Origin of the sequence: Mucilaginibacter sp. R-33, from assembly GCF_049949235.1 — a bacterium.
In the GTDB taxonomy this organism is placed as follows: domain Bacteria; phylum Bacteroidota; class Bacteroidia; order Sphingobacteriales; family Sphingobacteriaceae; genus Mucilaginibacter.
Genome location: NZ_CP188089.1, coordinates 3,402,851 through 3,428,942 on the forward strand (window position 1 = coordinate 3,402,851; position 26,092 = coordinate 3,428,942).

Consider the following 26,092-nt stretch of genomic DNA (forward strand, 5'->3'; position numbering starts at 1 on the left):
AATACGATAGATATGGCGCATATAGAATTAAATAACGATCTGCCCGGTATCCGCGGGTTGATGTTTTACAGTCCTGAAACCGAGGCTCCGTTAAATGCCCTTGCAGAGCAATTGCTCCGCGATGATAACAACTCCTTATCGCGCGGAGAACGTGAACTGATTGCAACCTATGTATCCTACCTCAACGATTGTTTCTTTTGCCAAAATGTACATGGCGCAGTAGCCGGCTATTACCTTGGCTGCAAGATTGATGAGATAGACGCTATCAAAGCCAACTTTTCGGCAACTGATCTTTCGCCAAAGATCAAAGCACTATTAGCTATTGCCGGAAGCGTACAACAAGGTGGTAAACACGTAACTACAGATCAAATTGAAGCCGCCCGTGCAGAAGGTGCTGATGATAAGGAGATCCATGATACCGTATTGATCGCTGCTGCATTTTGTATGTTCAATCGCTATGTTGATGGGTTGGGAACCTGGGCACCGCAAGACCGTCAGATCTATATCGACCGGGCACCTGAACGTGCCGAAGTTGGCTATATATCAAGCATTTTTAAAAAAGCTTAATACCTACTGCTTTATCACGCCCACAGCCCGGAGTTTTTAACTTCGGGCTGTTTTTTTGTTATTAATCGCAGTTCTATCCTCTGACTTAGAATACATTATGAGGGTGTATCAACAATCAGAATCAGCCTCATTTTTTACTTATTCAGTTAATAAGCGATATATAGTTTAGCTTGTATTTACTAACAAAGGGGGTTAACAGGGTTAACAGAATTCAGGGTTAATACTTATATATATTTAACAATCAGACAATTAATCGTTTTTTATACAAAAAGTGTTACCCCCCTTTTGTATAAATATTATCGGCTAATTTTCAATTCATCCAACTGTTTTTTTCGCGTATCCCTTGTCATCGACCGCAGGAAGAAATTATACACTCTGCTAAGCGGACTTTGCAAAACCGCTCAGCAGAGCGTACAAGGTTTCTCTTTTGCCCCTGTACTCATTCCCCCCAAGCTCTATCGAAATGACAAAAAGCTTAAAAAAATCTCTATTTAAATACCACCCTGCTCCCCTCACTATGCGCATTAAACTCCGGCGCATACATGCATTGAATACTGGTAATACCGGTTGAAAAATTGCCAGGCTGTGCTACCCGCAATTCATATTCAAATACATAGCTGCCTTTGTTTAAATAACTAATGAAAAAGTTGGTTGCTACATCTTTAGATACCTGATAATAGGATAAACGATCCTGGTATTTATATTCCGATAAAGCCGTTACAGGCTCCGTACCTGCCGGGCGAAGATCTTTAAGCTGCACATATTCATAATCACGACCGGCTTTTAAATACACCACCACTTTGAGCAAATCTCCGGTTTTAGGCTGATGAGTTGCATCAACCGCCTGCAATACGGGGCCTGCATCTGTTTGTTTTTTGATGAAGTACTTACGCTCCAAGTGGATATCCGTTTGCGACGGGGTAATCTTATCCATCTGCTCCAGGTACTGCCAGTACATAGCACCATAGCTGATGGATTTTCCGTTATTTTTGATCTCCACCTTGCCCAATGTAGGTTTTACCTGATCATCAATCCAGCTGGTTTTTATGTAGCCTGTACCGCCATCAGCTTTAACATCCGGCTTTAATTCGGCGAGCGGTTTATTATCCAGCTTAATTTCAGATGCAGCGCCACCTTGCAGCCAGTCTTCCTGTTTTAATAGCAGTGCATACACTGCAGCGGCAGTTGCTTTGGTGGTTTTCCAGTTATTGGTTTGCTTGTTGCGCATAAGCCATATTTTCATTTCCTCAACCACTTTTGCGTTATTACCAGCTTCAGTGAACAACTCTATCATTAAACTTTGCGTTTCAATTGGCGACTGGTACCAGTAATAACCCACCATGTTTTTTCCCCAGTACATACCCATTTCGTCCGAAGTTTGTGCCGTTTCCATCAACGATTTAATGATGGCCTTTGTAACCAATGGTTTGCCGTTACGCACCATGGTAAGGGCTATCATCCCCTGCTCATAAATGCTTCGCGTTACCCATTGATCTTCGGCTCGTTTCAGATAATTATTGAAGATAGATTTTAACGCCGGTTCCATTGGCTTATCGGTGTAGTAACTCCGCACGTACCACGCATGGGCTTCATCGTGACTAATCTCTCTTTTTTGATAGTCTTTTTGTTTCTTCTCTTCTTTATCCTGTTTTATCAGCCCGGCATCCATATAACCAAGCGCTTTGCCGGCGATCTCTTTTAATATTTTATTATCAGCTGTGGCTATCTTCAGATGATAAAGCTGTCCTATTCCTTCCAAAACATGGCGGGTGATGTACTCATCGGCATAATTGCCCCCAAACCAGGGGAAAGCGCCGTTCGGTAATTGCTTTTGTTTCAGTTTATCCAGGTTAGCCTTCATTTCGTAGCTCATTTTATTGAGATCAAAAAGCTGGGCTATCCTTTTCTTTTGCTCCGACTCGCTGAGCGCATCCTGTAGCCATGTTGTTTCTTCAAGCAAGGTTGTTTTCAGCTCCTGGTTCTTTTCAAGGTTGGAGAGCAGTTCTTTACTATCGCTGTTTTTCCATCTATCAAATACCTGTTTGATGACCGGCATTTTACTGAGCAGATAAGTAGATAAGCTATTGGCGTAATAACGGCTAAACAATTGTTCCGAACACTCATACGGAAACTCCATCATGTAAGGAATAGCCTGCACCGCATTCCAGGCTGGATTTTGACTGTATTCCAGCGTGAGGGTTTTACTTTTTAACGGGGTGCTGCTATTGTTAATTAGCTTATCAAAATTGAATGTTTTTGTTTGCCCGGCCCGCACCATCATCGGCATACTTTCGGTAACCAACATGCGGTTTGGCAATACCGGGATAGTATTTTCTTCACCGTCGGTGTATTTACCCGCGTCGGCTGTTAAACGATAAGTAAGTGCATCAAGCCCGGGCGGGATTACCAGTTTAAAAGAAATTGATTTAGTTGCCGAAGCGCCGATCTCAAACTTTTGTTGTGCATCATCTTTATTTGCTAATAGTTCTACAGGTTGCATATTAATGCCATTGAAGAGCCGTAACTCCACTTGTCCCTTTAAAGATTCTCCTTCGAGATTAGCTAACCGAGCGGAAACGACCACCGTATCACCTTCACGTAAAAAGCGGGGCATATTGGCGGTTATGCTCAATTGCTTTTGTGTAACCACTTCTGCCTCGGTATAGCCAAGCTGTAGCTGTTTATCATGTGCAAAAGCCCTGAACTTCCATTTGGTGAGTGCCTCGGGCATGGTGAACTCAATCAATACCTCTCCCTTTTCATCTGTACGGAGCTGCGGGTAAAAGAAAGCTGTTTCATTAAAGTTTTTGCGGGTGGCGATAGGTTTGGGTGTAAATCGGAGTTCATCATAATTCATAGCGACCGATTTGTATTGAACCTCTTGCAATGATACGTTATGGGAATAATTCGTAAAAGATTTGGAGCTATATCCCACTTGTACTCCGCTCGCCGTGCCCCGCAACATTACAGGGATTGAACCCGCAGCTTTCAACTTGTCGGTGTTCCCTACTGACTCATCACTCACGGCGTCATCAACAAGCGCTGAATCCATTGAATTAACATCAGGGCGGGCAACACCGAAATAATCCTTTCCGCTAACCCTTATTCTTTTTCCCTTTTCAAAACTCATCCGTATATAACCGTTTACCGGGCGACTAATGTACTGCGTAGTCAAATATTTCCCGCTAAATATCAGTGTTGCGTTTCGTGGTACCTTAATTTTGTAAAAGCCAAATGAATTGGATGTGGTACTAATATCGGTGCCTCTTATCGTAACCTTAATGCCGGGCACTGGCATATTAAATTCGTTAATAACTCTACCGCTCACTATTGTACCATCTTTTATAAGTGCGGAATTTTTAAGATACCAAGCCTCAATCTGGTTGTCCTTAGCAGAGCCATTTTTGTAGTTTGACACTGATGCGATGTAATCGGCATAGCCATAATTTTGGCCGCCCCAATAATTATAACCGAACCAGTTTAGCGTTTCATAGTTAAAGTTTAACATCTTGGCACCATAATAAAAGGTTTCATTAAAAGATGAAGTGTAAACAGTCCTTAAAAATTCACTATATGTTTGCCAACTGAAATAATTGGGGTTATAACCATATGTTGGCAATGGCTGATTCCAGGATTGAGGCAATGCTATATCGTCAAGCGATGCATCATACATACCAGCAAGTAATTCTGCCTGCTCCTGCTCCCTGCCCGATGCCGACACCTGTATCTTCCAGTGTTCCTTTTCGCCGGGTCGCAGTTTATCTCTAAAAGTAAGAAAACGGATGTTTAAGCTCGAGGTAGTATCGTTTATTTTGATCTGTTTATAATAGCTGTAGAGCCGGTTATCATTCAGCATTAAAAACTGCACCGCGAAATTGTTTTTTGCAGTAGCAGGTATGGCTATTTTTAAATGTTGCTGCTGATTGCCTTTAATGGTCATCCACTCTGACGATACCATTTTAGGCCCTTCATATTTTTCGACCAGAACGTGACTTTCCCTGCTTGTACCGATCCAAAACTCGGCGGTTTCTCCGGATGTATTTACTTCATCATTAATAGCAGTTAACCAACTGTCGGCATCGGGCGCTTTGCCCGGCTCATTATGAACCTTTATATAATAGGTTTGCGATGTGGTATCGCCTTTACTATTCCGGGCATCTATAACCAGTTTGTAAATACCTGTAGCCTGTTTTTTCAAAGTAGACAGATCAAGCATACTATTTGTGGTATCACTTACTTTGATGTGATTATCAACAACTGTTTTATTTATTTGCCAAGTGTCGCAATCATCATCGTTTTTATAAGAATAGGCCGGAAAAAATTTTCTAAACTCTTCGGCGCTTATCAAAAATTGATCAGGAACCTGCCATAACCGCTTTTTGAAAACGCTGCCTGGTTGCATCAACGAGTACACTTTCACATCCAACACGCCGCTTTGCGGTTGGCCATTTATATTATTGAGTTTTAGCGGTATTGTTGTTTTATCTTTTGCTGAAAGTTCGTCGGGTACCCTCAACTCCAGGTCAAGTGCGTTGTCACTTACTTTAACTACCGTATTTGCAGACTGTGTTTCTCTACTCCCGTCTGTTACATCGGCAGTTATATTGTAAGCATATATATCCGGCAATTTTGCGCCCTCTGCCGAAGCTTTAAAAGCAAAATCAAATTCGCCCTTACTATTCGCCTTAATTGTATCGAATTTTACTTCGACAGTCTTCTCGTTATAATAATTGTAATTGTTTTTCCTTGTTCTGATATAATAGATCCTGCGGTCCGGAATCCTTACAACATGATAAACTATCTTAGCTCCGGAAAGGCCATAGCCTGAAAACGCAGTAACCTTCCCCTTAATGTGAACTGAGTCGTTAAAATGGTAGGTTTCCGTAACCGCCGGGAATGTTATCTGAAATGTAGGTCGCTTATATTCTTCAACACGCAACAATGCAGCGCCACCATTTGCGGTAATGAACATTGCACCGCCAACAATTTGCTGCGGTATAATAAACGAACCTGCAACGGTGCCATATTCGTTAGTTTTTAGTTTAAGGCTATCCCGCCTTTGATTATTGCCATCATATAAATTAACAAGAATTTGTGCGTTGGGCACAATTCTGCTTTTGTTATCCAATGTACTTATCTGCAGTCCTTTAAAATAAACTGTTTGTCCCGGCCTATAGATTTGCCTGTCGGTAAACAGCATCATACGCTCAATTGGTGTAGCTTTCGGCTGTGAAGTTTCAACATATCCACCTATATAATCGCTTCTGCCCACAAATTTATCATTGGCAGTTGAAAGATCAACGCTGTAATAGGTTAGGCCACGTGTAAAGGTAAATAAACCACCGGCATCAGTTGTACCATTTGTAACGGGGATTTTTTTCACTTTACCCTCACTATAAGTGTTATATACCTCAACCTTCACGCCCTTTAATGGCCTTCCGCTATCACGGTCAAGTACCCGAATCTCTTTCGAACCATCGGGTCTTAGCCTTGTTACATATGCTAAACCGCTTACCCTGAAGCGGGCAAGTCCGGTTAAATCAAATTTCTTTGATGAAGTATCAGAAACCATGATCATATAATTGCCGGGGTGTAGCGGAGCTATTTTAAATTCCACCCGGTGACTTCTGTAATCATGTGGGTCGGGTAACGCAAGGTTAACATCTTCAATTGGTTTCAGTTTACTCACAAAATCATAAACTTTTTTAGTGATCACTAACTCCTGCCCCGGGTCCTGTTTAGCATCTTTTTTAAGCTGCTCTATCTGCGCATCGGTTATGCTGTATATTGAAAATTTTGACTGCTTAAGATTGGTATATTGTAAACTTGCCAGCAAAGGCTTATTGGGTGCATAAACATCTTCCATTTCAGCTATTAAGGACTGTCGTTCTATCTCCTTAATATAAGAAGCTGCGTTTTTGCCGCTGATGCTATTAGGAAACCTGCCTTTAGCTTTTTCATAGTAACCATGTGCAATTACAAGGCTGTCAAGCTGTTGATAGTAAAAACCAGTAAGTACCAAAGCCTCGGCACTTATAGGCTTGGCAGCAAAATCGGCTGCTATTTGCTTTAAGCCCGATAGGCATAATGAGTCGGCATTAACCAAAGTGGATTTATCATGCAAAAACCTGAGCCGTTGCAGTTCAAGATCGGCAATGGCTTCAATATTATTTTCATGCAAATGAAATGCTGTTACTTGCTGTAATAACTTCATTCCCTGGTACCAGGATGAAGCTGTATCAAGGCTGTTGATATTTATCTTAACAAATGAACGGGCATCACCAAAAAAAGCTGGGTCATTTAAGGAGAATGCCGTTTTAGGTTTGATAATTTCCGGTTCATCAGCTAAAAAAAACTCAAAGGCGCGCTGAACTAACAGGTCGTAAAGTGTAGGCCGTAAATAGCGGATGCTTTTATCGCCCTTTAAAACACCGTCAAGAATGCTAACCGGAGTCGCCTGCAACTGTTTAACATCGGTAAGTGAAAGCCGGTATTGCCTTGCGGTTTCTGAAATGATAGTTTGCAGGTCCCATTTAGTATAATCATCGCCGGGTGTTTCGAGGCGGCTTCGTTGATTGTAATTGTATCGGTTGTCCTGGTAATAATGCCAGTACATTTCGGCCAGCATTGATTGCAGTACAGGCTTTACGGGATACTGCGCCTTATCGATATCAGTTTTTAACCGAGAGATAATAGCTACCAGGGCATCTTCCTCAATGTACGACTGAAAAGTCATCCGGTAAATTACTGCGTGTACCTGCTGTGGCACATTACTTTCATCATGGGCCAGCTTGTCGAGTTTATCAACCTCCTTCAATGCTGATTTAGGCAAGCCTACTGCCGCCAATGAATCGATCCGGAAATTGAGCACGTCATATTTAGTTTGTGCCGATACCTGGTTAACAGAAATAATTAAGCTTAAGACAAGCAAGCAGGCAAGGTTTTTGGCAAGTTGTGGTAACATGCTGGATAATGGTTTTGGTTGATGTTTAAACGACGTACCAAGATATAAAATATCCATAGGTTAAAATTTAACGTTTTTTAACGGTTGATCAATCACTCTACCTTTAAGATGCAATTACAAATCTTTTTCCATAAATAGTTTTCAGACCTCATATCCAGCCAATTGAAACAGCAATATTACTTTGTAAATTAATTTAAAAAGTTAATTTTAGTTATGCTTACCACCAATCACAAACCAATTAAAACCCTGCTGCTCACAGCATTTATTGCCTTGCAAGGCTTGCAAAGCAACGCCCAAACCAAACCGGGCACAACCGAAATAACCAAATGGCAATACGGCAAAACCGGGGCTGTTTCCCTTACTTACGATGACGGCTCGATGAACCAGTTCAGAAAAGCCCTGCCTGTGATGGTACGCCTGAAAATGCCGGCAACGTTTTTCATCATTACGGGATCTATACCGGGATCCAAATACCATGGCAAGTTTATTGGCCGACCGGTAAAGGAGATCATTAAAGAATCGGCAACAGTACCTACCAACGATCAGAACTTTTTTGAGCGATGCTCTGCTGCCGGATATTTGGGATATATGGGTACCATCGCCTCGCATACGCAGGCCGGAAGTTTGTACGATAGCGGTAAAAAGGAAAAAGCTTTTAAAGTGCTGGATGACATCTATGCTAAAGCCCGCAATGGCGAATTGAAACCGGGTTACGAACCCAATGATGAGTTTAAACAATCCATAGGTTCAACCTGGGATGATTTCCGGAAGGATGCCGCCAAAGGTTACGAGTTTGCCAGTCATTCTATCACCCACCCTAGTATGCCCGGACTTGATGAGCCAAACCTGCTTTGGGAACTGGAAAAAAGCAAAGCCGATATCCTGGCCCAGCTTGGCCCAAAACATACATTTTCGGCCGAGTGCCCCTACGGTTTTGAAAACGACCGTGTAATGGGCTATGCCCTCAAAATATATCCGGCATTGCGTAACCGCATGCCCGAGCCCTGGCTAAAGGAAATTGATCGCGCCAGCAAACAAACACCCGGCTCAACAGATAAAGATTATATTCAATGGCAGCGCGGCGCAACTACAAAAACACCACTACCTATAATGAAGCTTTGGGTTGATACTACGCTTAATCATACCAATACCTGGCTGGTACTTGTTTTCCATGGGATTGACGGCATGGGTTACAAAGCCCTGCCCAGCACCCTGCTCGATGAATATTTTCAATACATCAAAAGCAAAAATGATAAACTTTGGGTAGCCACCTTTGGAGATGTAGCCCGTTATATGCGCGAACGTGAGCACGGCAAGGCCGATGCTTCAACTACAGGAAACATAATACAGGTAAAAGTAAGCCATAGCCTTGATGGCAAAATGTATTATCTGCCGTTAACGCTCAAAACCTACGTATCACCAGGCTGGACAAATGCAACAGTGGCCCAGGGTTCAAAAAGCAAAAAGATTAACACAGCTAAAGATCAGCACGGTACCTATGTACTCTATCAGGCTCAGCCAAATGAAGGCATAGTAACGCTAAAGAAGGGATAATTATATTGGATAGTTTAATTGATGCTGAAGTAGTTTTTGATAAAATAGCCTGCTTCAGCACCAATTAACAATTGCTTTTAGTTCAACTGCAAAGTTTGCGGGCCGAACTCTTCAAAATGGATCAGTTGCTTATCGATCCCTTTTTTAACTAGTTCGCGGTAATGCAGTTCAATAAAGCCAGCCGGGCCGCAAATGTAATATTCAGTATTGGGCTCAAATATCTCATCACCCAGTTGGTTCAGGTCAACCCAACCTTCGTAAAAATTATCAGGTGTTCCTTCCTCAATCTCGTTATAAAAAATGTGCTTTTTAACGTCTTCATTTTTACCTTCCCAATGTTCAATAACTTCTTTAAAGGCATGCACATTTTTATCACGGCAGCCGTGAACCCATGTTTTTGGTCGTTTACTGCCGCTTTTGATCAAGCTTTCCATCATGCTCATTAATGGGGTTTGGCCAACGCCGCCGCTAATGAAAACTATCGGGTGGTCACCGTCGCCATTTAGTACAAAGCCACCTGCAGGTGCAGATACCTCGATGATATCACCTTCATTAACAAAATTATGCAGGCGGTTGCTGATCATGCCATCGGCAAGCAATTCAGTTCCAGCTTCGCGTTTAACCGAAATCCGGTAATACTCACCATTAGGTGCACTTGAGATGCTGTACTGACGGGGCTGCAAAAGGTTAAGCTCAGGCAAAAACAAACGAACGCTTAAAAACTGCCCGGGTGTAAAATCCGGTACCGCACCACCGTTCGCGGGATAAAGGTAAAAGGAAATGATCTCTGCCGATTCTTTTACTTTCTGTTTTACCACAAAGGGTCGCCAGCCTGTCCAGCCACCTTTTTTTGCCACTTGTTTACTATAAAGGTTTTGCTCATGGCCAGTCATAATAGCGGCCAGCTGATTGTAAGCGACGGTCCAGGCTTCCAGCAGTTCGGGTGTAGCGGCATCGCCTAATACTTCGCTAATTGACGCAATCAGGTGACCGCCAACAATAGCATAATGCTCAGGCCTGATATCAAGACTTGTATGTTTTTGACCAATGCCATCAAGTACGGGCATTAACACGCCCGGATTTTCTATATGCTCGGCATAAGCCAGTACAGCCATGGCAAGGGCCGTTTGTTGTTTGCTGTTTTGCTGGTTACCCATGTTAAACACATTTTTAAGCTCGGGGTTATGAGTAAACATCCGGTTGTAAAAATGAGTTGTTAACAGTACTCCATGCTCCTTCAATACAGGCACCGTGGCCTTAATCAACTCTTTTTGTTCTTTAGTGATCATCATTTTAACAGTATATATTTATAATTAATTATGCGGCTGCAGGGATTACACAATAGTCCTGCCCGTCCTACCTTTCATATTAGCCAACTTACTCTGAAACATTACCGCCATCAAGCCTGCCCTGTTCTTGGCATCATCAGCCATTGGCCCGGCAAAGTGTGTATCAACCGTTTGGGTAAACAGCTCCAGCCAACGGTTGAAATGCTCATCATTAATAGGCAACGGCGCATGTTTGGCAAAGGGATTGCCTCTGAAACCAGCAACGCCAAACAATGCAGCATTCCAGAAAGCGTACATTTTATCAAGGTGCGGCTGCCAGTCGTCTTTTATAACTTCGGCAAAAACAGGCCCCAATAAACCATCGAGGCGCACCCTGGTGTAAAATTCATCAACCAGTATTTTAATTGATGTTAGGTCTTCTATATCGTTCATTACTTTATTTTATTACCGGTATGTATCCTGCTATTCAGGAACAGGATAGTCCGGCTGTCTTAACATAAATAACAATCATGTTGAACTTGTTTCAAAAACACACTTGCTAAACAATCATGCCAGGTTAACCACCTGCTTAATTTTAAAAGCCGTCCGATCTTCAAATCGTTACAGCAAAAAATTCAAAATCGACATCCCAATCCAAATTACCCGGACGTTATCTCCGGCCGGGCTATCCGCTCATACTGCACAGGGCATTAACCACCTGGCCGGTATCCTCCCATCCCCTAACGCGATCGCCTTAGCCTGCCCACTTTTTGCAGGTGTGTCTTGAGCTCACTCACATACTAAATTCGACTCTTATATAATATATTAATACCTTTTTATCCTTTAATTAACTACTTCAACATCCTCTTTTATTTAATTCATTAAAATTGGAATGCTTTGACCGCGCCTTGCTTTTCGTGTGGGCGATTTATTTTTTCAGTACTACAATTCCCAGGTTCAGATCTTCATTGAACTGGCTTATGGTAATAGATTCAAGCATGTTTTGCAGACGGTTCCTCACGTCCAAAAAATCATGATGCAAGGGGCAGGGATTTTTTGACGAACATTCCTTTAACCCTAAACCACAATCCCTGAATATGCCGCCGCCATCAACCGCTTCTATCACGTCGGATAACGGGCGGGCCAGGCTTTGTGCATCAAGATAAAAACCTCCGTTGGGCCCTTTTACCGATTGAATGATACCTCTTCTACTTAAATCCTGAAGTATTTTAGCCAGGAAATGCTCGGGCGAATCAATGTTTACGGCTATTTCCTTTATGCCAACCCTACTACCGTCGGCGGTGCGCTGGGCTATAAAAAATACCGCCCTTACCGCATACTCGCATGTTTTTGAAAATATTCCCATTGCTTTATATAGCAAAAGTAATTATTTAAATCAACAATAAAAGATATAAATATCTTTTATTGTTTCGTTTACTTAAACCTGACAGTCTATGCCATTAGTTTTATTGCTTCCGGACCGACGGTGTTAAATTTATTTTGCTGGTTAAGCGGCAAGCTAAAAGAAAATACAGCACCTCCATCCTTTCCGTTTTCGGCTTTTACTGTACCGCCATGTTTTTGGATAATGCTTTTCACAATATATAAACCCAGTCCTTTGCTGTTTTTTTGCCGCACTGATTTTTGATTGCACTGGTAAAACTTCTGGAACAGCGCCTGGCTGTTTTCCTCATTAATCCCTACGCCCTCGTCATGCACCGATACTTCAACATCATTTTCGGTACAGTCTATATTAATGTTAATGTGTGAGCATGGCGGCGAAAATTTGGCAGCGTTAGTTAAATAATTGATCAGCACCTGGATGATCTTGTATTTATCTCCCCTAACCAAAATGCTATCGGCAGTGGGATATTTACAAAAGCGGTGGCCGGGATAAAGGATCCTCATTTCACCAAGTACTGTATCAACAAGGTCGTTAATATCAAACAGGCTGTAATTGAGCTGTGCTGATCTGTCCTCGCCGGTTGATGGTGATAAATATTCATCAATCAGTTTGGTCATCCCGTTAATATGCTGATCAACCATGTTCAGCAACCTCACCGGTTGTTTATTGATGCTGAGTGCAAGATGGTTAATTAAAAACTGGGTATTGAGCTTTATAATAGTTAACGGCGCACGCAGTTCATGATTTACAATAGCCATGCTCAGGCAGTCCTCGTTAACTTTCTGGGTAACATCTTCAATGGTACCAATCATTTGTTCGGCAGTGCCCCATCTGCGTGAGTATAAAACACCGGTAAGCCGGATCCATTTTTCGGTACCGGATGGGGTTACAATTTGCACCTGTTTTTCAAATTTGGTACCATTAAAGGAAGCAACCTTAAACTCATGAATAAGCCCGCTCAACTGCCCGGGTTTAACCAGCCCAAAAAGTGCTTCGATATTTTCATCATACCCCTTTGATAGCTCAAGCATCTTGCGCATCCGCGGGCAAAAGGATACCTTATTTGAGCTGAGCTGAATTTTCCAATTACCTATGTATGCCACTCCGATGGTGTGTTCAGGCATTAGCCCCGCCCGGCTTTCTATATTTCTGATTTCCCTGTTCATTTGGATATGTTTTTCTTAAATTTTATTTTGTTACTGATAGATTTAGCCTGATCACATTATTAAATTTTGACCATAAGCGTAATGACATCCCTTTAATATATGCCCTGTAATCACTCATCAATATGCCCTTTATGTCGTGGTTAATTAACCGGATGGCATACACCAAACTACAATCATTATTTTTTCCCGATGATTTGCAGTGATAGGTTTCCAGGATATCAAAATCATCGGGCGAGATCAGCTCGTTGTATTGTAAGCACCTGATATATTCATTCTCAATTACAAAATCGTGATTAAAGCCCCGCTCCTGCAGATCAATAATGAGGTTAATCAATTGTTCATCATAGTGATGCATATTGTCATTCATTAAATAGGTGATGCCATCAATTCATTTTCAATAGTGTTTGCATTGGCCTTATAAAGCCATAAACGGCCTTGCAAAGCCATGTAAAAAAGCAGGAGCAATGCCTGTATTGCAATAAGCGGCACAGGTACGCTTATTGCCAAGCCGGTGACGCTGCCCGATAGCTGTAAAAACATATCGGCCGATATAAAACCTATGCTTATTTGCTTAAGCATAGGTTTGTCCGGCATAAGCATAATAACCAGCAAAGCAAATTTCAATGAACATATACTGTAAAGCACGATTATGAAAAACCTGGCGGGCACCAGCGGTTCCATCAAACCTGTGCTAAGCTTAATAAATAAACCTGCTGCTATAAACATCAACACACTTGTGAAGAAGGCTACCGCCAAACAAACAAACTTTTTCATAGCGTAAGGGCTTTACACATTTATCGTACAATTAATTAATGCTTAATTATTAACTGTTATTTAACAATGTAAAGTTCGGGCCGGAGATACCCGAAATCAATGTACTAATTATGGTTTCAGTAGTACAAATTACATATGGCCCATGATAAATGGGCCTTTAATACTATATAGGATAATATTCATTTTCGATATTCCCGAAATTCTTTTCGGCACGGAAAACCAGCGTTATTGCCACGCCTTCGTTATTTTCCATTTTAAAATTCCCGCCAAGTTGTTTGCTTAGGGCCTTCATCATTTCCATACCTAATGACGAAGCGTCTTTAATATCAAAACCCTGCGGCAGGCCGATGCCATTATCGGCAATACTCAACATGATATTATTATCATCAAGTGTACCAAGCGAGATGTTTATATAGCCACGCCTGTGTGGAAAAGCATACTTAATAGCATTGGTAATAGCTTCATTGAGCATAAGGCCAACAGGTACGGCCTGGGCAACGTCTATTTTAACACGTTCAATTTGCTGTTCAAACCTGATTCCCCGTTCATGAGCGTCATAACAATCGGCAAGATAATTAACCAGTTCGCTGATGTAAACAGCAATATCAATAAAGGCCAGGTTTGAGCTGCTGTATAATTTCTGATGGATGAGAGCTATAGCCTGTACCCGGTTCTGGCTTTCACGGATGGCGGCAAGCGCTGCGTTATTTTTTAAAAATGCCGATTGGGTGTTAAGCAGGCTCATAACTATTTGCAGGTTATTTTTTACCCGGTGATGCACCTCTTTCAACAGCCAGTCCTTTTCATCAAGCAGGCGGTTTTTATCCGCAGTTAAAAGCTGCAGCATTTGATTTTGCTCACTGATCTCCTTCTCCTTTAGCTGCAACCGTTTACTGTTTATTTGCTTTTGCCAATAACCAACATAAGCACCCCCCAAAACGAAAAGCAACGCCACAATGCCGACAGTTATAAGGTCCCATCTAATAAAAAACGAACTACCTTTTGCCCACAAAACACCCTGGGCGATATAATCGTAACGCTGCGCTGGCGAGTTTGTGGATATCAAAAGCAAAAAGCCTGTTAATGTCAGCTTGCAACAAAACCGGGATAAGCTTATATTGATATTCACTTGGTATTATTTTTATTACCGCCCTAAACCAAAACTCCTGTTCACAATGCATGCTTATACACAAATAAACATGTCCTCAAATTCAACTTATAAAAATAATATGCTGCCCAAACCTTATCAATGTATTAAATATGGATTTTGATGTATAAATTATGTATTGTATTACCACCTTGCAATAAAAGCAAATATTAATCTATATGATTAATAATCAAATACTAAGCATCCGGATCTCCAGTTTCAACCTCTTTTATTCGTGAATGTAGGATGACTGAGGCAGAACCAAAATACCGGCATCTCTTCTCCCTGAATAGTAGATGTTTTGTCAATAGCTACATTTAGCTCAAACATATCGGCGCGCCCCCTTTTGCCGGTGATAGTACACGGCTTAGGCGGTTAAGGATATATAAGGACGATATTTCGCTTTCCAATCAGGAATATAATGATATTTCGTTAAGAAGCGGCATTCAAAAAAATAACAAGTAACTGATTATCAATAAAATAAAAACAACGGCACGAAATTAGAGTAGCGGTACATATACTATAAGCTTTAAACTAAGTAACCATGAAACAAGCTAACGATTTTGCACCGCTAAACTTTGACAAAACATCCTGCTGCTTTCCTTTTAAGATCCATACCATTGAGTGGATCAAAGAAAACGGCATTGACCTTCCTAACGATTATTTTATGCTGATTTGGATAACAGCCGGTAACGGTTACTACAGGCTCAATTTGCAAAAAGAAGCTGTTACCCCCAATCAATTACTATTGATCAAACCCGGCCGGCTGCATAATCTTAAATTTAGCAGCAGTTTACAGGGGTATGTCATATCGTTCACCGATTCGTTTTTAGATATAGAAGATTATGGCAGGGAGCCTGTATACAGCCCCATTTATCAAATGTTTAACCAAACGCAGATCATCACCATAAGCAGTGAACTGGCCAAGGACATGATTGATATCAGCGAAATAATGCTTAAAGAATACAGCAGGCATAACCTTTACCGATCCGAGATATTGAAGCGTTATTTCAAGATTTTCCTAATTTATCTTTCACGCCAGCTGGACTCGGAGCAGGTGCCAAAACAGTCGCGAAATACTGCCATCCTGCAAAACTTCATGACCTTGCTTGATAAAAACTTCAGAGAGAATAAAATGGTTGCCGACTATGCCAGCAGGTTAGCGGTAACCCCCAACTACCTCAACGAGGTGGTGAAAAAGCTAACAGGCCAGCCGGCAGGTCATCACATCAGGCAAAGGGTTGCCGCCGAGGCAAAACGGCAGGCCATACATCCTGATAGCTGCATGAAAAAAATTGCATATGACCTGGGCTTTTGTGACCTGGCCCATTTCAGTAAATTTTTTAAAAACACTACCGGTATCAGCTTCTCTGATTTTAAGAAAAAGGGCACAATATTACAACCTGTTTTTTAACAGCATATCACAAGCTTATTTTTTTAAAGTTTCGAATTACATTTCGTCGTATTTGAAATCAATACTCCAGCGGTAGGTAGATATACCTGCCAGCATTAAGCTGGCTGCGCTATCGGCCCAAACCGAATAGCTGAAGGGAGCCTTAACCCCTAAAAACAAAGTCATGCACAGGGCAAATGTAAATGTAAGGGCAAAACTTGCATATGCAGCTGCCCTGATCTTAAGACCCACAATAAACATAATAGCTATACAAACCTCACAAACTGTTGCTAAAAAGCCCATTACCCCGGCCATTGAGCGGCTCAGAAAAGGCATTAGCGTGTTGGTATAAACTACAAAATTATCCCAACTGCCCCAGCTTACAGAACGTTGCCCTGCTGGTCCCAGGAAACCTAAACGATCTGCCACGGGTAGCAGGAAGCCTATCCCTAATGCAAAGCGGAAATAAAGCTGTGCTATTTGAAGTGTGTTTTTCATATTATGTACAAATTACGCATCTAAAATAAAGCTTTAAAAGCCCGCTCAGAAACGCTCTGTTCCATGTTTACACAAGTACGATAAAAGTGTCATCTTTTTGTTGAGAGTTTGGCCGGTTAATATTTATCCAGAATTTCTACAGAATGTGAGGGTAGTATCGCAACTATCTTATGCCTGCAATAAGTATAGTAAAAAGGGCTGCTGCCTATGTCACGTCGCTGATGGAAGAAAACCTACCATCAACCATGTACTTTCATAACCTTAAACATACATTGGGCGTTGTTAACGCAGTAACAGAAATTGCATCACACTGCAAATTAAAAAAGCAGGAACTAACCATTTTAACAATAGCTGCCTGGTTTCATGATACAGGCTACCTTTATCATTATAACGGCCATGAAGACACCAGCATGATCATTGCCGGTACTTTTTTAATGCAGCACCACTATAATAATGATTTTATACAACAGGTATGGGATTGTATTGAAGCCACCAAAGTACCGCAATCGCCCCAAAACCTTATCCAGCAAATTATTTGCGATGCCGATATGCACCACCTGGCATCTGTAAACTACCTGGATTTTGCCCATGATTTAAAACAGGAATGGGAAGTACATTTGGATAAGCGGTATAGCGACAAAGAATGGCATGCCCTTAATTTAAGCCTGTTACAACAGCACCAATATTTTACGGAATACGGTAAAACGGTATTGCAAGCCATGAAAAAGAAAAACATTGAACTGATGAAGTTTCAGGGTTAATGTTTCTTTACAGTTTCTTTTCGTACACGGCTTAAGGTTTCGGGGGTAATGCCTAAGTAAGATGCAATCATCGCCTGTGGCACCCTTAGCGACAGATCGGGATATTTCTGCACAAAATCAAGATATTTTTGCTCGGCAGTAAAGGCAATGGCCGAGTGAATGCGGTTTTGACTGGTAATGAAACTTTTGTTAAGGATGGCATTAACCATATCGTTAAAAGCCGGTATATCACGGCAAAGCCTGTCGAAGTTTGTTTTGGTAATCAGTATCAGTTCTGTATCCTCAATAGCATCAATATTATTTTTAGAAGGCTCGCCGGTAAGCAGGCTGGCACGGTCGCCGGTCCACCAGTTTTCTTTGGCAAAGCTTACAATGTTTTCGCGGCCACTTTCATCAACGCTGTAAAATCGAACCAAGCCTTTGGTTATAAAAGCGTTATACTTCCAAACATCGCCTTCCTGCAATAAATACTGCTTTTTACGGAGTTTTTTAAAAATACAAACTGCTTCAATTTCAGCATAGTCGGCTTCGGTGAGTGTTGCTTTCTGGCCAATGTACTCTTTAAATTGCTCAAACATATAAAAGCAAATATCTCCTTTATCCGGGGATATTTGCTTTTGTTCGGGTCATATTTTTATAATTAGGTTATGCGGTGTATTTGCTTAACCATTTTGTTTTGATAGCGGCGCGGGCATCAATAAATTCCTGGTCGGTACCCTGCGCTACGGCATCAAGTGGATAACGCAACGGGCGGGTACCCTTTTCCATTTCAACCAGCCTCAATATACCATCGGCAATAGTTTGAGGGTCCATGTTAAACTCGGCCATTTTGCTGAAAAGCGCGGTGCCCATAGCGTTAAATTGCTGTGCTGAGGCCTCGCCGTATTCGGCCACAACTTCCGGTTTATCTGCATGGATACCTGTTTTGCTGCCATTGTTCATTTCGGTTGGATATACGCCCGGCTGAATACTAACGCTTTCGATGTTGAACTGCGCAAGCTCATCCTTTAAACCTTCGGTAATGCTTTCTACCCCAAATTTTGATGCAAGATAAGGAATCATGAACGGCAGGGTATGACCACTTGCACCCGATGTAATGTTAATGATAAGGCCATTTTTAGCTTTACGCATCCCCGGCAAAACCGCAAAGATGGTGCGCAGGGTTCCATAAAAATTCACTTCAAACATCTGCCTGATCTGGTCGAGCGAGTAAGCTTCCAGTACGCCAAAGCCTGAAACTGCGGCATTGTTCACCAACACATCAATATGGCCGTATTTGGTTAATGTATATTCAAAAGCAGCTTTAACTGAATTATCATCAGTAATATCTACCTCAACTACTTCAACATTTGGCAAGGCTGAAAGCTCTTTGGCTACAGTTTCATTTTTGCCATTTATTCCGCGCATACCTGCTATTACGGTATGGCCTGCATTTGCAAGGGTTATAGTGGTTAATTTACCAAATCCTGTACTTGTTCCGGTTATAAAAATTGTTTTTGACATTTTGTATCGTTCTTTTGTTGATACAAATCTACCGCGATGCTATAACCTGTACATTGACATTTGATAAGAAGGAAATTGACATTTGTCAAGAAAATTGTGTGCTTATAACAAGAACGTCATTGCGAGGTACGAAGCAATCGCGAACTATACAGAACGACTCCGCCTATCGGGGATTGCTTCGTTCCTCGCAATGACGATTTTTTTTAACTGTGTCTTAAAGCAGTCTCCCTTTACTTAGTTCCAGACGGCACAGCCAAAGGCTGTCCATCTTTCATTGGCATACCAAAATTTGGCGAACCATCCTTATTCCAGGTAAATTTTTGCGCGCGAGGCGAACGTTTATTACCGCAGCCTTCGTTTGGGTTTGAGTTGGCATGGTACAGGATCCAGTCTTCCCTTCCATCTGGCGATTTAAAGAATGAGTTATGACCGGGCGCGTAAACGCTGTTTTCCGGCGATTGCTTAAATACCGGCTCCTCTGTTTTGATCCATGAGGCAGGGTTCAACAGATCACTATTTTTAGAAGCGGTAAGCATGCCCAATGCATAAAAGTCAGTCCAGCAGCCACTGGCCGAATAGATCAGGAATAACTTATCCTTATGTTTCAAAATTTCCGGTCCTTCATTCACACTTACATGTGCCGGGTTCCCAGCATCATGCAGATCGCCATTGGTTTCCCACTGATAAGCGGGGCTCGATATTTTCACGCGTTTGCTGCCGATGGTCAGAGCGTCTTTCATTTTAGCGATGTAAATATTCTGCTGCCCATTATGGTCTCCCTCCCAACCCGACCAGATCATGTACCAACTCCCGTTATTTTCAAATACCGAAGCGTCAATAGCCCATTTATCGGTGCTATCTGCTATTTTTCCTTTAAACTCCCAGATACCTTCCATTGGGTCGGCCGAGCTATTTTCCAGTACATATATGCGATGGTTATTGTTATCGCCATTATCCGCGGCAAAATATACATACCATTTGCCATTTATAAAATGGAGTTCGGGCGCCCATAAGTCTTTGGAATAAGCTGTACCAGGCGGCGGCGCCCAAACAGCTTTCTTAGGTGCAGTGCTCAGCTTGGTAATATCTTTTGTTTTCCAGATAACAATATTGCCCCCTGTTGAATTGGTATAGTAGTAAAACCCGTTTTTACAGATCACCCAGGGATCGGCGCCTGATGGCAGCAACGGGTTGGTAAAAGTTTTATTGCCGGTATTTTGTGCAATTGCCGCGCTGGAAAATAAAAGCAGCAGCAAACAGGCAGTGAACATTTTTTTCATAGAGCTGAAAGGTTTTAGCGTAGTTTATAATGCGCTAAAAATCTGTAAAAGTTTCCACAAAAACAACAAATGTTAAGCATACATTTATTACCAATCAGGTATTTAATATTAAGCTTTTACCGGTTGAGAGGAACTGCGGATAAAAACCCGGGTAGGCAATACGGTAGTTTCAAACTCTGTAACAGGCCGCTTGCTCTCGATAATGCTGATCAGCATTTCGGTTGCCTTTTTTCCCATTTCAAAACCGGGCTGATAAACAGCACTTAGCGGCGGGTTTAAAACTTCGGCCAGTTGGGTATTGGTGAAGCCGAGCAAAGCGATATCAGCAGGGATCCGGAAGCCTAATTTATGAAGAAGGGACAAGGTAGTAGTCGTGATCCTGTCAGAGGCTGTAAAAATAGCATCGGGTTTACTTTCAGAAAACAATTCACTTAGCGCGTTTTCGATCTCGGCAAGGTCTTTACCACCATGTGGGCAGTACTTGATCAGTTTTTCATCAGGTATTATACCATGTTGTTCAAGTGCATCTTTGTATCCCCTCAAGCGTTCGGCGGTAATGGATACGTTTACCGAACTGGTAATATGAGCTATTTTATGGTATCCTGCCTCAAGCAATTGTGTTGTGGCTTTATATGCCCCGGCAAAATTATCGGCCACTACTTTATGCGTCTCAATTTCATCGCTTACCCTATCAAAGAAAACGATAGGCAAACCTTTTTCATGCAGGTTTTTCAGGTGATCAATATTTTGGGTTTCGGTTGAGAGAGAGATCAGCAAACCATCAATGGAGCGAAAAGTCAGGTGACGTACATTTTGCATTTCAAGCTCATACGATTCATGGGTTTGAGTAATGAACACATTATATCCCTTACTGTGCGCTACTGATTCGATGCCATTGATCACCTGCGAAAAAAACTGGTTCTCAATAGTTGAAACCACAATGCCAATAGATTTGCTGTTACCCCGTTTAAGGCTTTGAGCGTTAAGATTAGGCTGATAGTTAAGCCTTTTAGCACACTCCAGTACAAGCGCCTTGGTTTTTTCGCCAATTTCATGGCTGTCTTTAAGCGCCTTGGAAACCGCTGACGGTGAGATCCCTAACTCTTTAGCAATATCCTTTATGGTAATTCCGCCAAAATTCATTTCGCCCCCTTGCTTATGATCCTAAAATTAACAATCCAATTATATAAAGGAGAGTAAACATAAGAAAAATAAGTCCTGCACAGCATAAGGATGTATTATGCCATGTAACATTATGCTGACATCCACGAATTTAAATTCATATATATGCTATTATCCCCCGGGCTCGGGCGTGTTGAGTCTCTTGTCTTAATCTCTTAAAAATCCATCTATTTTCATATTCCATTCCTGTTGGTAGTATTGGTTTGTACCGTGACTGGTTTCGTTATCATACTGATCTTGTAGCTGGTTCATTTCACGGTACGAGTCAAGGTATTGTACATTAATATAGCCATCATAGTTATCAACCGGGAGTTTCATAGTCATAAGGGCCTTCTTAAAATGCCGGGCTACTATCGCTACAATATCAAAATGCCGCTGCTCATGATTTAGAGCATAGCCTGTACGTCCTTCCGGTTTTACCCAGGCGGCACTTTTAGGCAAAAACACGCGCATGCTTATCTTCACTACCACTATCGACTTCACTACTTCTACCTGTTCTGTGTAACCAAAACTTGGCTGCACCTCGGCAACATATTTTTCGCCCCGGGCTTTATCCTGAAAGTCATTCCAGGTTAAAGGCCGTTTAGCCGAGTAGTAGATGGTATCGCCTTCCGGCTGTTCCGAATAATCGGTAAAGATTAATTTTACTCCCTTAGCCAGTTTGATATTAGTGCCCGCTTCACGATTCATCCATCTGTTAAAATACACCAGTCCTGCTTCAAGGGCCCGGCTTATCAGCACCCCGGTATCGTACTGTTGCCCCGCGCCGCGATAGTATATTGTAGCTGCCGGGTAATCGATCAAATGCACATTGTCCTCAGCTTTTTTCAATTCAAACCATAATTGTATCTCCAGCCGGCCTTCTATCCTGCCATCGGCCATTGCCGTTTCAGTAAGCTTTAACTTCTTAATGCGGATGACCACCGGGCGTAACATCTTATTAACAGGGATAGCATAATCAGCAAATTGTTTAACAGCTGTTGCTGTGCCTCCCTGTAAATCAACTTCATGTTTTACTGCCGGCAAATTACCTGTGGCTGATAATAACCAGGCGACGGCACTCCGGTCGGGCCGTTCATCAGTAACATTTGCGATATAAAATTCGTTCGGTTTATCATTTAACTGCCTGTTTGTTAAAACAATTTCGGCATTTGTTTTTTGTGCTTTTGAATTTAACGGACAAAACACCAACATGTACAAAATAACCGGCAACCACACCCCCCCTCTGTTAAGAACGCTATTCATAATGGGTAAAAATAATGGATGGGGCACGCCGCCCCCAGGGTATTATAATGCTCAAAATACAAATAAATTGCACTGTTTAACGTGTAATTATTATTTTTGATTATTCATAGCCGGCACCACGGCAGTACTCAACAATTTTAAAGTTTTCCACATGGATATTATCTTAAGTATTACCTTCGTTAAAAGAAGTGTTATCCACAATTGTTAATTTCTAATGTGAAAAGCCTCTTTTTGGTTTAGCTATTTTCGCACTATCGTTAGTATGCGCTTTATGATCAAAACAAGATACATCACCCTGCTCATTCCCGTATTTTTAGTTACAACAGCACGAGCCCAGCAAAATCCTTCCACTCAAATTTACCGCACTTATCACGCGGCTATTGATTTGATGGACAAAGGAAAATTTGCTTCGGCGGCCGAACAATTTCGCCTGGTTGAAGCTTACAAAATTAAAACAAGCACCCAGCCACAGTTTGAAACTGAGCTATCGCTCACTAAAGAAAACTGCCAGTATTATGAAGCATTCTGCGCCCTTAACCTGGGCAATGATGATGCCGAAAGCATGTTTCTCCGTTTTATAAAAGAACACCCTGAAAATCCGCTTACCAAACAGGCTTTTTTCCAGATTGGTAAATCGTATTTTAAACAAGGTAAATATGAAGACGCTATCCGCTGGTTTAACAAGGTTGAGGCAGGCGAGCTTAACGGCCATGACAATACCGAGTATAAATTCCGTAAGGGGTATGCCTATTTTGAGTTAAAAGACTACAAAAATGCCCAATTGCTTTTTGGCGAGGTTAAAAACAAACGCACCGAGTTTACCGAAGATGCTACTTATTATTTTGCCTACATCGCTTACCTGAACAAGGATTATCATCTTGCCCTGGTAAATTTTGAAAAGCTTAAAAATTCTAAGAAATACGAAAACAGCTATCCTTACTATATCTCGGCAGTTTACTTTTTAGATAAGCGTTATGACGATGTGCTCAACTACGCCGTTCCTATTGTAAACAGCACACATCAGCAAAACGAAACTGAAATGCTGCGCATCATCGCTGCATCATACTTTGCCAAGGCTGATTATGACAACGCGGTTAAGTACTATGGCCGTTTTGAAGACCGGGATCAGGGCCGTACCCAAAACACGCAGGACAGCTACCAGATGGGTTATACCTATTATAAGGTAGGCAACTATGCCAAAGCTGCCAGCGAACTGGAAAAATTGGTTGAACAGCACGATGTTTACAGCCAAAGCGGTAACTATACCCTGGGCGATGTGTTCCTGAAAATGAACAATAAACAGAGTGCCCGTAACGCTTTCCTCAATGCCTCCAAGCTTGATTATGATAAGCAATTACAAGAGGATGCCCTTTATGAGTACGCCAAACTATCATACGAGCTCGACTTTAACCTGCAGGCTTTAGGTGCCACAAGGTTATACCTGGCTACATACCCACGTTCAAAACGTATTGACGAGGTTAAGGTATTATTGGGTGAAGAATTACTAAACTCACGCAGCTATAAAGAAGCTGTGGAGATCCTGGAGCCCATCCCTAATAAAAGCCAGAGTGCACGTTTAGCTTATCAAAAAGTTACTTACTACCGGGGATTGGAATTTTATAACGAGCGTGCATTTGAGAATGCGATTGGTATCTTCCTGCGTTCGCTGAAAGATCCGGTTGATAGCAAAACTGAAGCCTTAACTACTTACTGGATGGCAGAGGCCATGTTCGAGGTTCGTAAATACGGCGAATCGGTAGAGAATTTCGAGAAATTCCTGAGCATGCCCGAGGCTAAGGAAACTGATGTAGCCAATTATGCCAACTATGCTTTGGCTTACGCGGCCTTTGGCGATGAGCAGTACAAAAAAGCAGCCAATTACTTCGAGAAGTTTTTACAAGGCGATGTAAAAGACGCCAACACCCAGAATGATGCCATCACCCGCCTTGCCGATAGCTATTTTGTGATGAAGAGTTACGGCAGTGCGATGACCTACTATAACCGCATCATAGCCATGCACAATCAGGGCGAAGATTATGCGTTGTTTCAACGTGGTATGATCCAGGGTTTACAGGGTTCATTGGATACCAAGATCAGTACATTGAATGATGTACTGAACAAATTCCCTAACTCTGATTATGCAGATGACGCTTCATTCGAGATAGCTTATACCTACTTCCTGAAAACAGACGGTGATAAAGCCAAAGCCGATCTGCAGGCCATGATCCAGAAATATCCGCGCAGCAGCTATGTGCCACGCGCACTGGTTACTATCGGTTTGATTGATTACAACGCGGGCAACGATGACCTTGCTATTGAATCATTCAAAAAAGTAGTACAGGATTACTCGTCAACCGATGAGGCCAAACAATCTTTAAAACAGATCGAAAAGATCTACACTGATAAAGGTGACGCCCAAACATTTATTAACTATGCAGGCACCACCCCTATCGGTAATTATACCACCTCCGATCAGGAAAGCATCATGATCACCGCAGCCAACAACCTTTACCTTAAAGGCGACTGGCAGGGTACTGTGAGCGCGGTGAACGCTTATTTTGATAAGTTCCCGGGCAAACAGATTTACGAAAAACAGGCACGCTTTATCCGCGCGCAAGGCTTAGCAGCCTTGGGCCGCACAGACGAAGCCGTGGTTGATTATAACGTGATCCTGAACGACTGGACCAGCGCCTACAGTGAAAAAGCGTTGATCAGCATGGCTAAATTATACATGCAGCAAAAGAAATATAACGAAGCGGTGGTGTTCCTGAAACGTTTGGAAACCAATTCAGAATATAAAGCTGATTATACCTTCGCCATTACTAACCTGATGTACTGCTATTCGGAAATGCAAATGACCGATGATGCCATCAAATACGCCGAGCTGGTTAAAACAAATGATAAAACATCGCAGGAGGACAAGTTTAAAACCGGTTTATACGAAGGCAAGGCTTATCTTTCAACCGGCGATACTACCCTGGCTGTTAAACAGTTCACCTATACTGCAACAAACACCAAAACCGTTGCCGCGGCAGAAGCCCGTTATAACCTCGCACTTATTGAGTATGAAAAAGGACGATACAAAACAGCGCAAAAAATGTGTTTTGATTTAGCCAAGGAAATGCCAAACTACGATTACTGGGTGGCCAAAACATACATTTTGTTATCAGATACCTATGTGGGCTTAAAAGATACCTTCCAGGCCAAAGCAACCCTGCAAAGTATCATTGATAACTATAAAGCCGATGACGACATATTACCTACTGCTAAAGAGAAGCTGGATAAACTGAGCGGCCGCAAAACCAAAGCCCCTGCCACAGGCACCAAAGAAACTGCCCAGCCCGATACAACTAACAAACAGTAACAAAGAGTAATATAAAAAAGA

Annotated in this window: 19 protein-coding genes; 5 read left to right on the forward strand and 14 right to left on the reverse strand. The window is 42.0% G+C overall.

Features of this window, described 5'->3' with window-relative positions; all coding sequences use genetic code 11:
* Nucleotides 1–12 precede the first annotated feature (12 nt).
* Complete coding sequence (locus ACP26M_RS14265) at nucleotides 13–567, forward strand: carboxymuconolactone decarboxylase family protein (protein WP_426580802.1); 555 nt, start codon at nucleotides 13–15, stop codon at nucleotides 565–567.
* Between the two features lie 487 nt (nucleotides 568–1,054).
* Here ACP26M_RS14265 and ACP26M_RS14270 read toward each other — a convergent pair whose 3' ends face one another.
* The gene (locus tag ACP26M_RS14270; protein WP_426580804.1) at nucleotides 1,055–7,531 is read right to left on the reverse strand and encodes an alpha-2-macroglobulin family protein; all 6,477 of its coding nucleotides are present in this window, start codon (nucleotides 7,529–7,531) and stop codon (nucleotides 1,055–1,057) included.
* A 213-nt stretch (nucleotides 7,532–7,744) separates the two neighbouring features.
* On the opposite strand from ACP26M_RS14270, the gene ACP26M_RS14275 reads away from it, so the two are divergent.
* Complete coding sequence (locus ACP26M_RS14275; protein ID WP_426580805.1) at nucleotides 7,745–9,085, forward strand: polysaccharide deacetylase family protein; 1,341 nt, start codon at nucleotides 7,745–7,747, stop codon at nucleotides 9,083–9,085.
* Between the two features lie 77 nt (nucleotides 9,086–9,162).
* Here ACP26M_RS14275 and hmpA read toward each other — a convergent pair whose 3' ends face one another.
* The 7 genes from hmpA to ACP26M_RS14310 form a co-directional block, all read right to left on the reverse strand.
* Nucleotides 9,163–10,377 carry an NO-inducible flavohemoprotein gene (gene hmpA / locus ACP26M_RS14280; RefSeq protein ID WP_426580807.1) on the reverse strand — a complete coding sequence of 405 codons (1,215 nt, stop codon included), beginning with the start codon at nucleotides 10,375–10,377 and terminating at the stop codon, nucleotides 9,163–9,165.
* A gap of 42 nt (nucleotides 10,378–10,419) precedes the next feature.
* A complete protein-coding gene (locus ACP26M_RS14285; protein WP_426580809.1) occupies nucleotides 10,420–10,806 on the reverse strand; it encodes a group III truncated hemoglobin in 387 nt (128 codons plus the stop codon).
* Nucleotides 10,807–11,281: 475 nt separating this feature from the next.
* A complete protein-coding gene (locus ACP26M_RS14290) occupies nucleotides 11,282–11,719 on the reverse strand; it encodes an RrF2 family transcriptional regulator (protein ID WP_091163129.1) in 438 nt (145 codons plus the stop codon).
* 86 nt (nucleotides 11,720–11,805) lie between these two features.
* Nucleotides 11,806–12,924, reverse strand: a complete 1,119-nt coding sequence (locus tag ACP26M_RS14295) for a PAS domain-containing sensor histidine kinase (protein ID WP_426580812.1) — start codon at nucleotides 12,922–12,924, stop codon at nucleotides 11,806–11,808.
* Between the two features lie 22 nt (nucleotides 12,925–12,946).
* Nucleotides 12,947–13,279, reverse strand: coding sequence for a hypothetical protein (locus ACP26M_RS14300; RefSeq protein WP_426580814.1), 333 nt, complete (start codon nucleotides 13,277–13,279; stop codon nucleotides 12,947–12,949).
* An 11-nt stretch (nucleotides 13,280–13,290) separates the two neighbouring features.
* Nucleotides 13,291–13,698, reverse strand: a complete 408-nt coding sequence (locus ACP26M_RS14305; RefSeq protein WP_426580816.1) for a hypothetical protein — start codon at nucleotides 13,696–13,698, stop codon at nucleotides 13,291–13,293.
* A gap of 163 nt (nucleotides 13,699–13,861) precedes the next feature.
* Nucleotides 13,862–14,827: a sensor histidine kinase gene (locus ACP26M_RS14310; RefSeq protein WP_426580818.1), complete on the reverse strand. Its 966-nt coding sequence runs from the start codon at nucleotides 14,825–14,827 to the stop codon at nucleotides 13,862–13,864.
* Between the two features lie 562 nt (nucleotides 14,828–15,389).
* Here ACP26M_RS14310 and ACP26M_RS14315 point away from each other — a divergent pair.
* A complete protein-coding gene (locus ACP26M_RS14315; protein WP_426580820.1) occupies nucleotides 15,390–16,259 on the forward strand; it encodes an AraC family transcriptional regulator in 870 nt (289 codons plus the stop codon).
* 36 nt (nucleotides 16,260–16,295) lie between these two features.
* Here ACP26M_RS14315 and ACP26M_RS14320 read toward each other — a convergent pair whose 3' ends face one another.
* A complete protein-coding gene (locus ACP26M_RS14320) occupies nucleotides 16,296–16,736 on the reverse strand; it encodes a DoxX family protein (protein ID WP_426580822.1) in 441 nt (146 codons plus the stop codon).
* A gap of 170 nt (nucleotides 16,737–16,906) precedes the next feature.
* Here ACP26M_RS14320 and ACP26M_RS14325 point away from each other — a divergent pair, with 170 nt between their 5' ends.
* Complete coding sequence (locus tag ACP26M_RS14325) at nucleotides 16,907–17,497, forward strand: HD domain-containing protein (RefSeq protein ID WP_426580824.1); 591 nt, start codon at nucleotides 16,907–16,909, stop codon at nucleotides 17,495–17,497.
* On the opposite strand, the gene ACP26M_RS14330 is transcribed toward ACP26M_RS14325, so the two are convergent.
* The 5 genes from ACP26M_RS14330 to ACP26M_RS14350 form a co-directional block, all read right to left on the reverse strand.
* Nucleotides 17,494–18,075 carry a Crp/Fnr family transcriptional regulator gene (locus ACP26M_RS14330; RefSeq protein WP_426580826.1) on the reverse strand — a complete coding sequence of 194 codons (582 nt, stop codon included), beginning with the start codon at nucleotides 18,073–18,075 and terminating at the stop codon, nucleotides 17,494–17,496. The genes ACP26M_RS14325 and ACP26M_RS14330 overlap by 4 nt on opposite strands.
* A 67-nt stretch (nucleotides 18,076–18,142) precedes the next feature.
* Nucleotides 18,143–19,000 (reverse strand): SDR family oxidoreductase, encoded by an 858-nt coding sequence (locus ACP26M_RS14335; RefSeq protein ID WP_413319256.1) that lies wholly within the window; start codon nucleotides 18,998–19,000, stop codon nucleotides 18,143–18,145.
* A 230-nt stretch (nucleotides 19,001–19,230) separates the two neighbouring features.
* Complete coding sequence (locus ACP26M_RS14340; protein WP_426580828.1) at nucleotides 19,231–20,280, reverse strand: glycoside hydrolase family 43 protein; 1,050 nt, start codon at nucleotides 20,278–20,280, stop codon at nucleotides 19,231–19,233.
* A gap of 108 nt (nucleotides 20,281–20,388) precedes the next feature.
* Nucleotides 20,389–21,423 carry a LacI family DNA-binding transcriptional regulator gene (locus ACP26M_RS14345; RefSeq protein ID WP_426580830.1) on the reverse strand — a complete coding sequence of 345 codons (1,035 nt, stop codon included), beginning with the start codon at nucleotides 21,421–21,423 and terminating at the stop codon, nucleotides 20,389–20,391.
* 186 nt (nucleotides 21,424–21,609) lie between these two features.
* Entirely contained in the window at nucleotides 21,610–22,707 is a 1,098-nt protein-coding gene (locus ACP26M_RS14350) for a hypothetical protein (RefSeq protein ID WP_426580832.1), read from the reverse strand.
* Nucleotides 22,708–22,978: 271 nt separating this feature from the next.
* Between ACP26M_RS14350 and ACP26M_RS14355 the strand changes: the two genes are divergently transcribed.
* Nucleotides 22,979–26,071, forward strand: a complete 3,093-nt coding sequence (locus ACP26M_RS14355; RefSeq protein ID WP_426580834.1) for a tetratricopeptide repeat protein — start codon at nucleotides 22,979–22,981, stop codon at nucleotides 26,069–26,071.
* Nucleotides 26,072–26,092 lie beyond the last annotated feature (21 nt).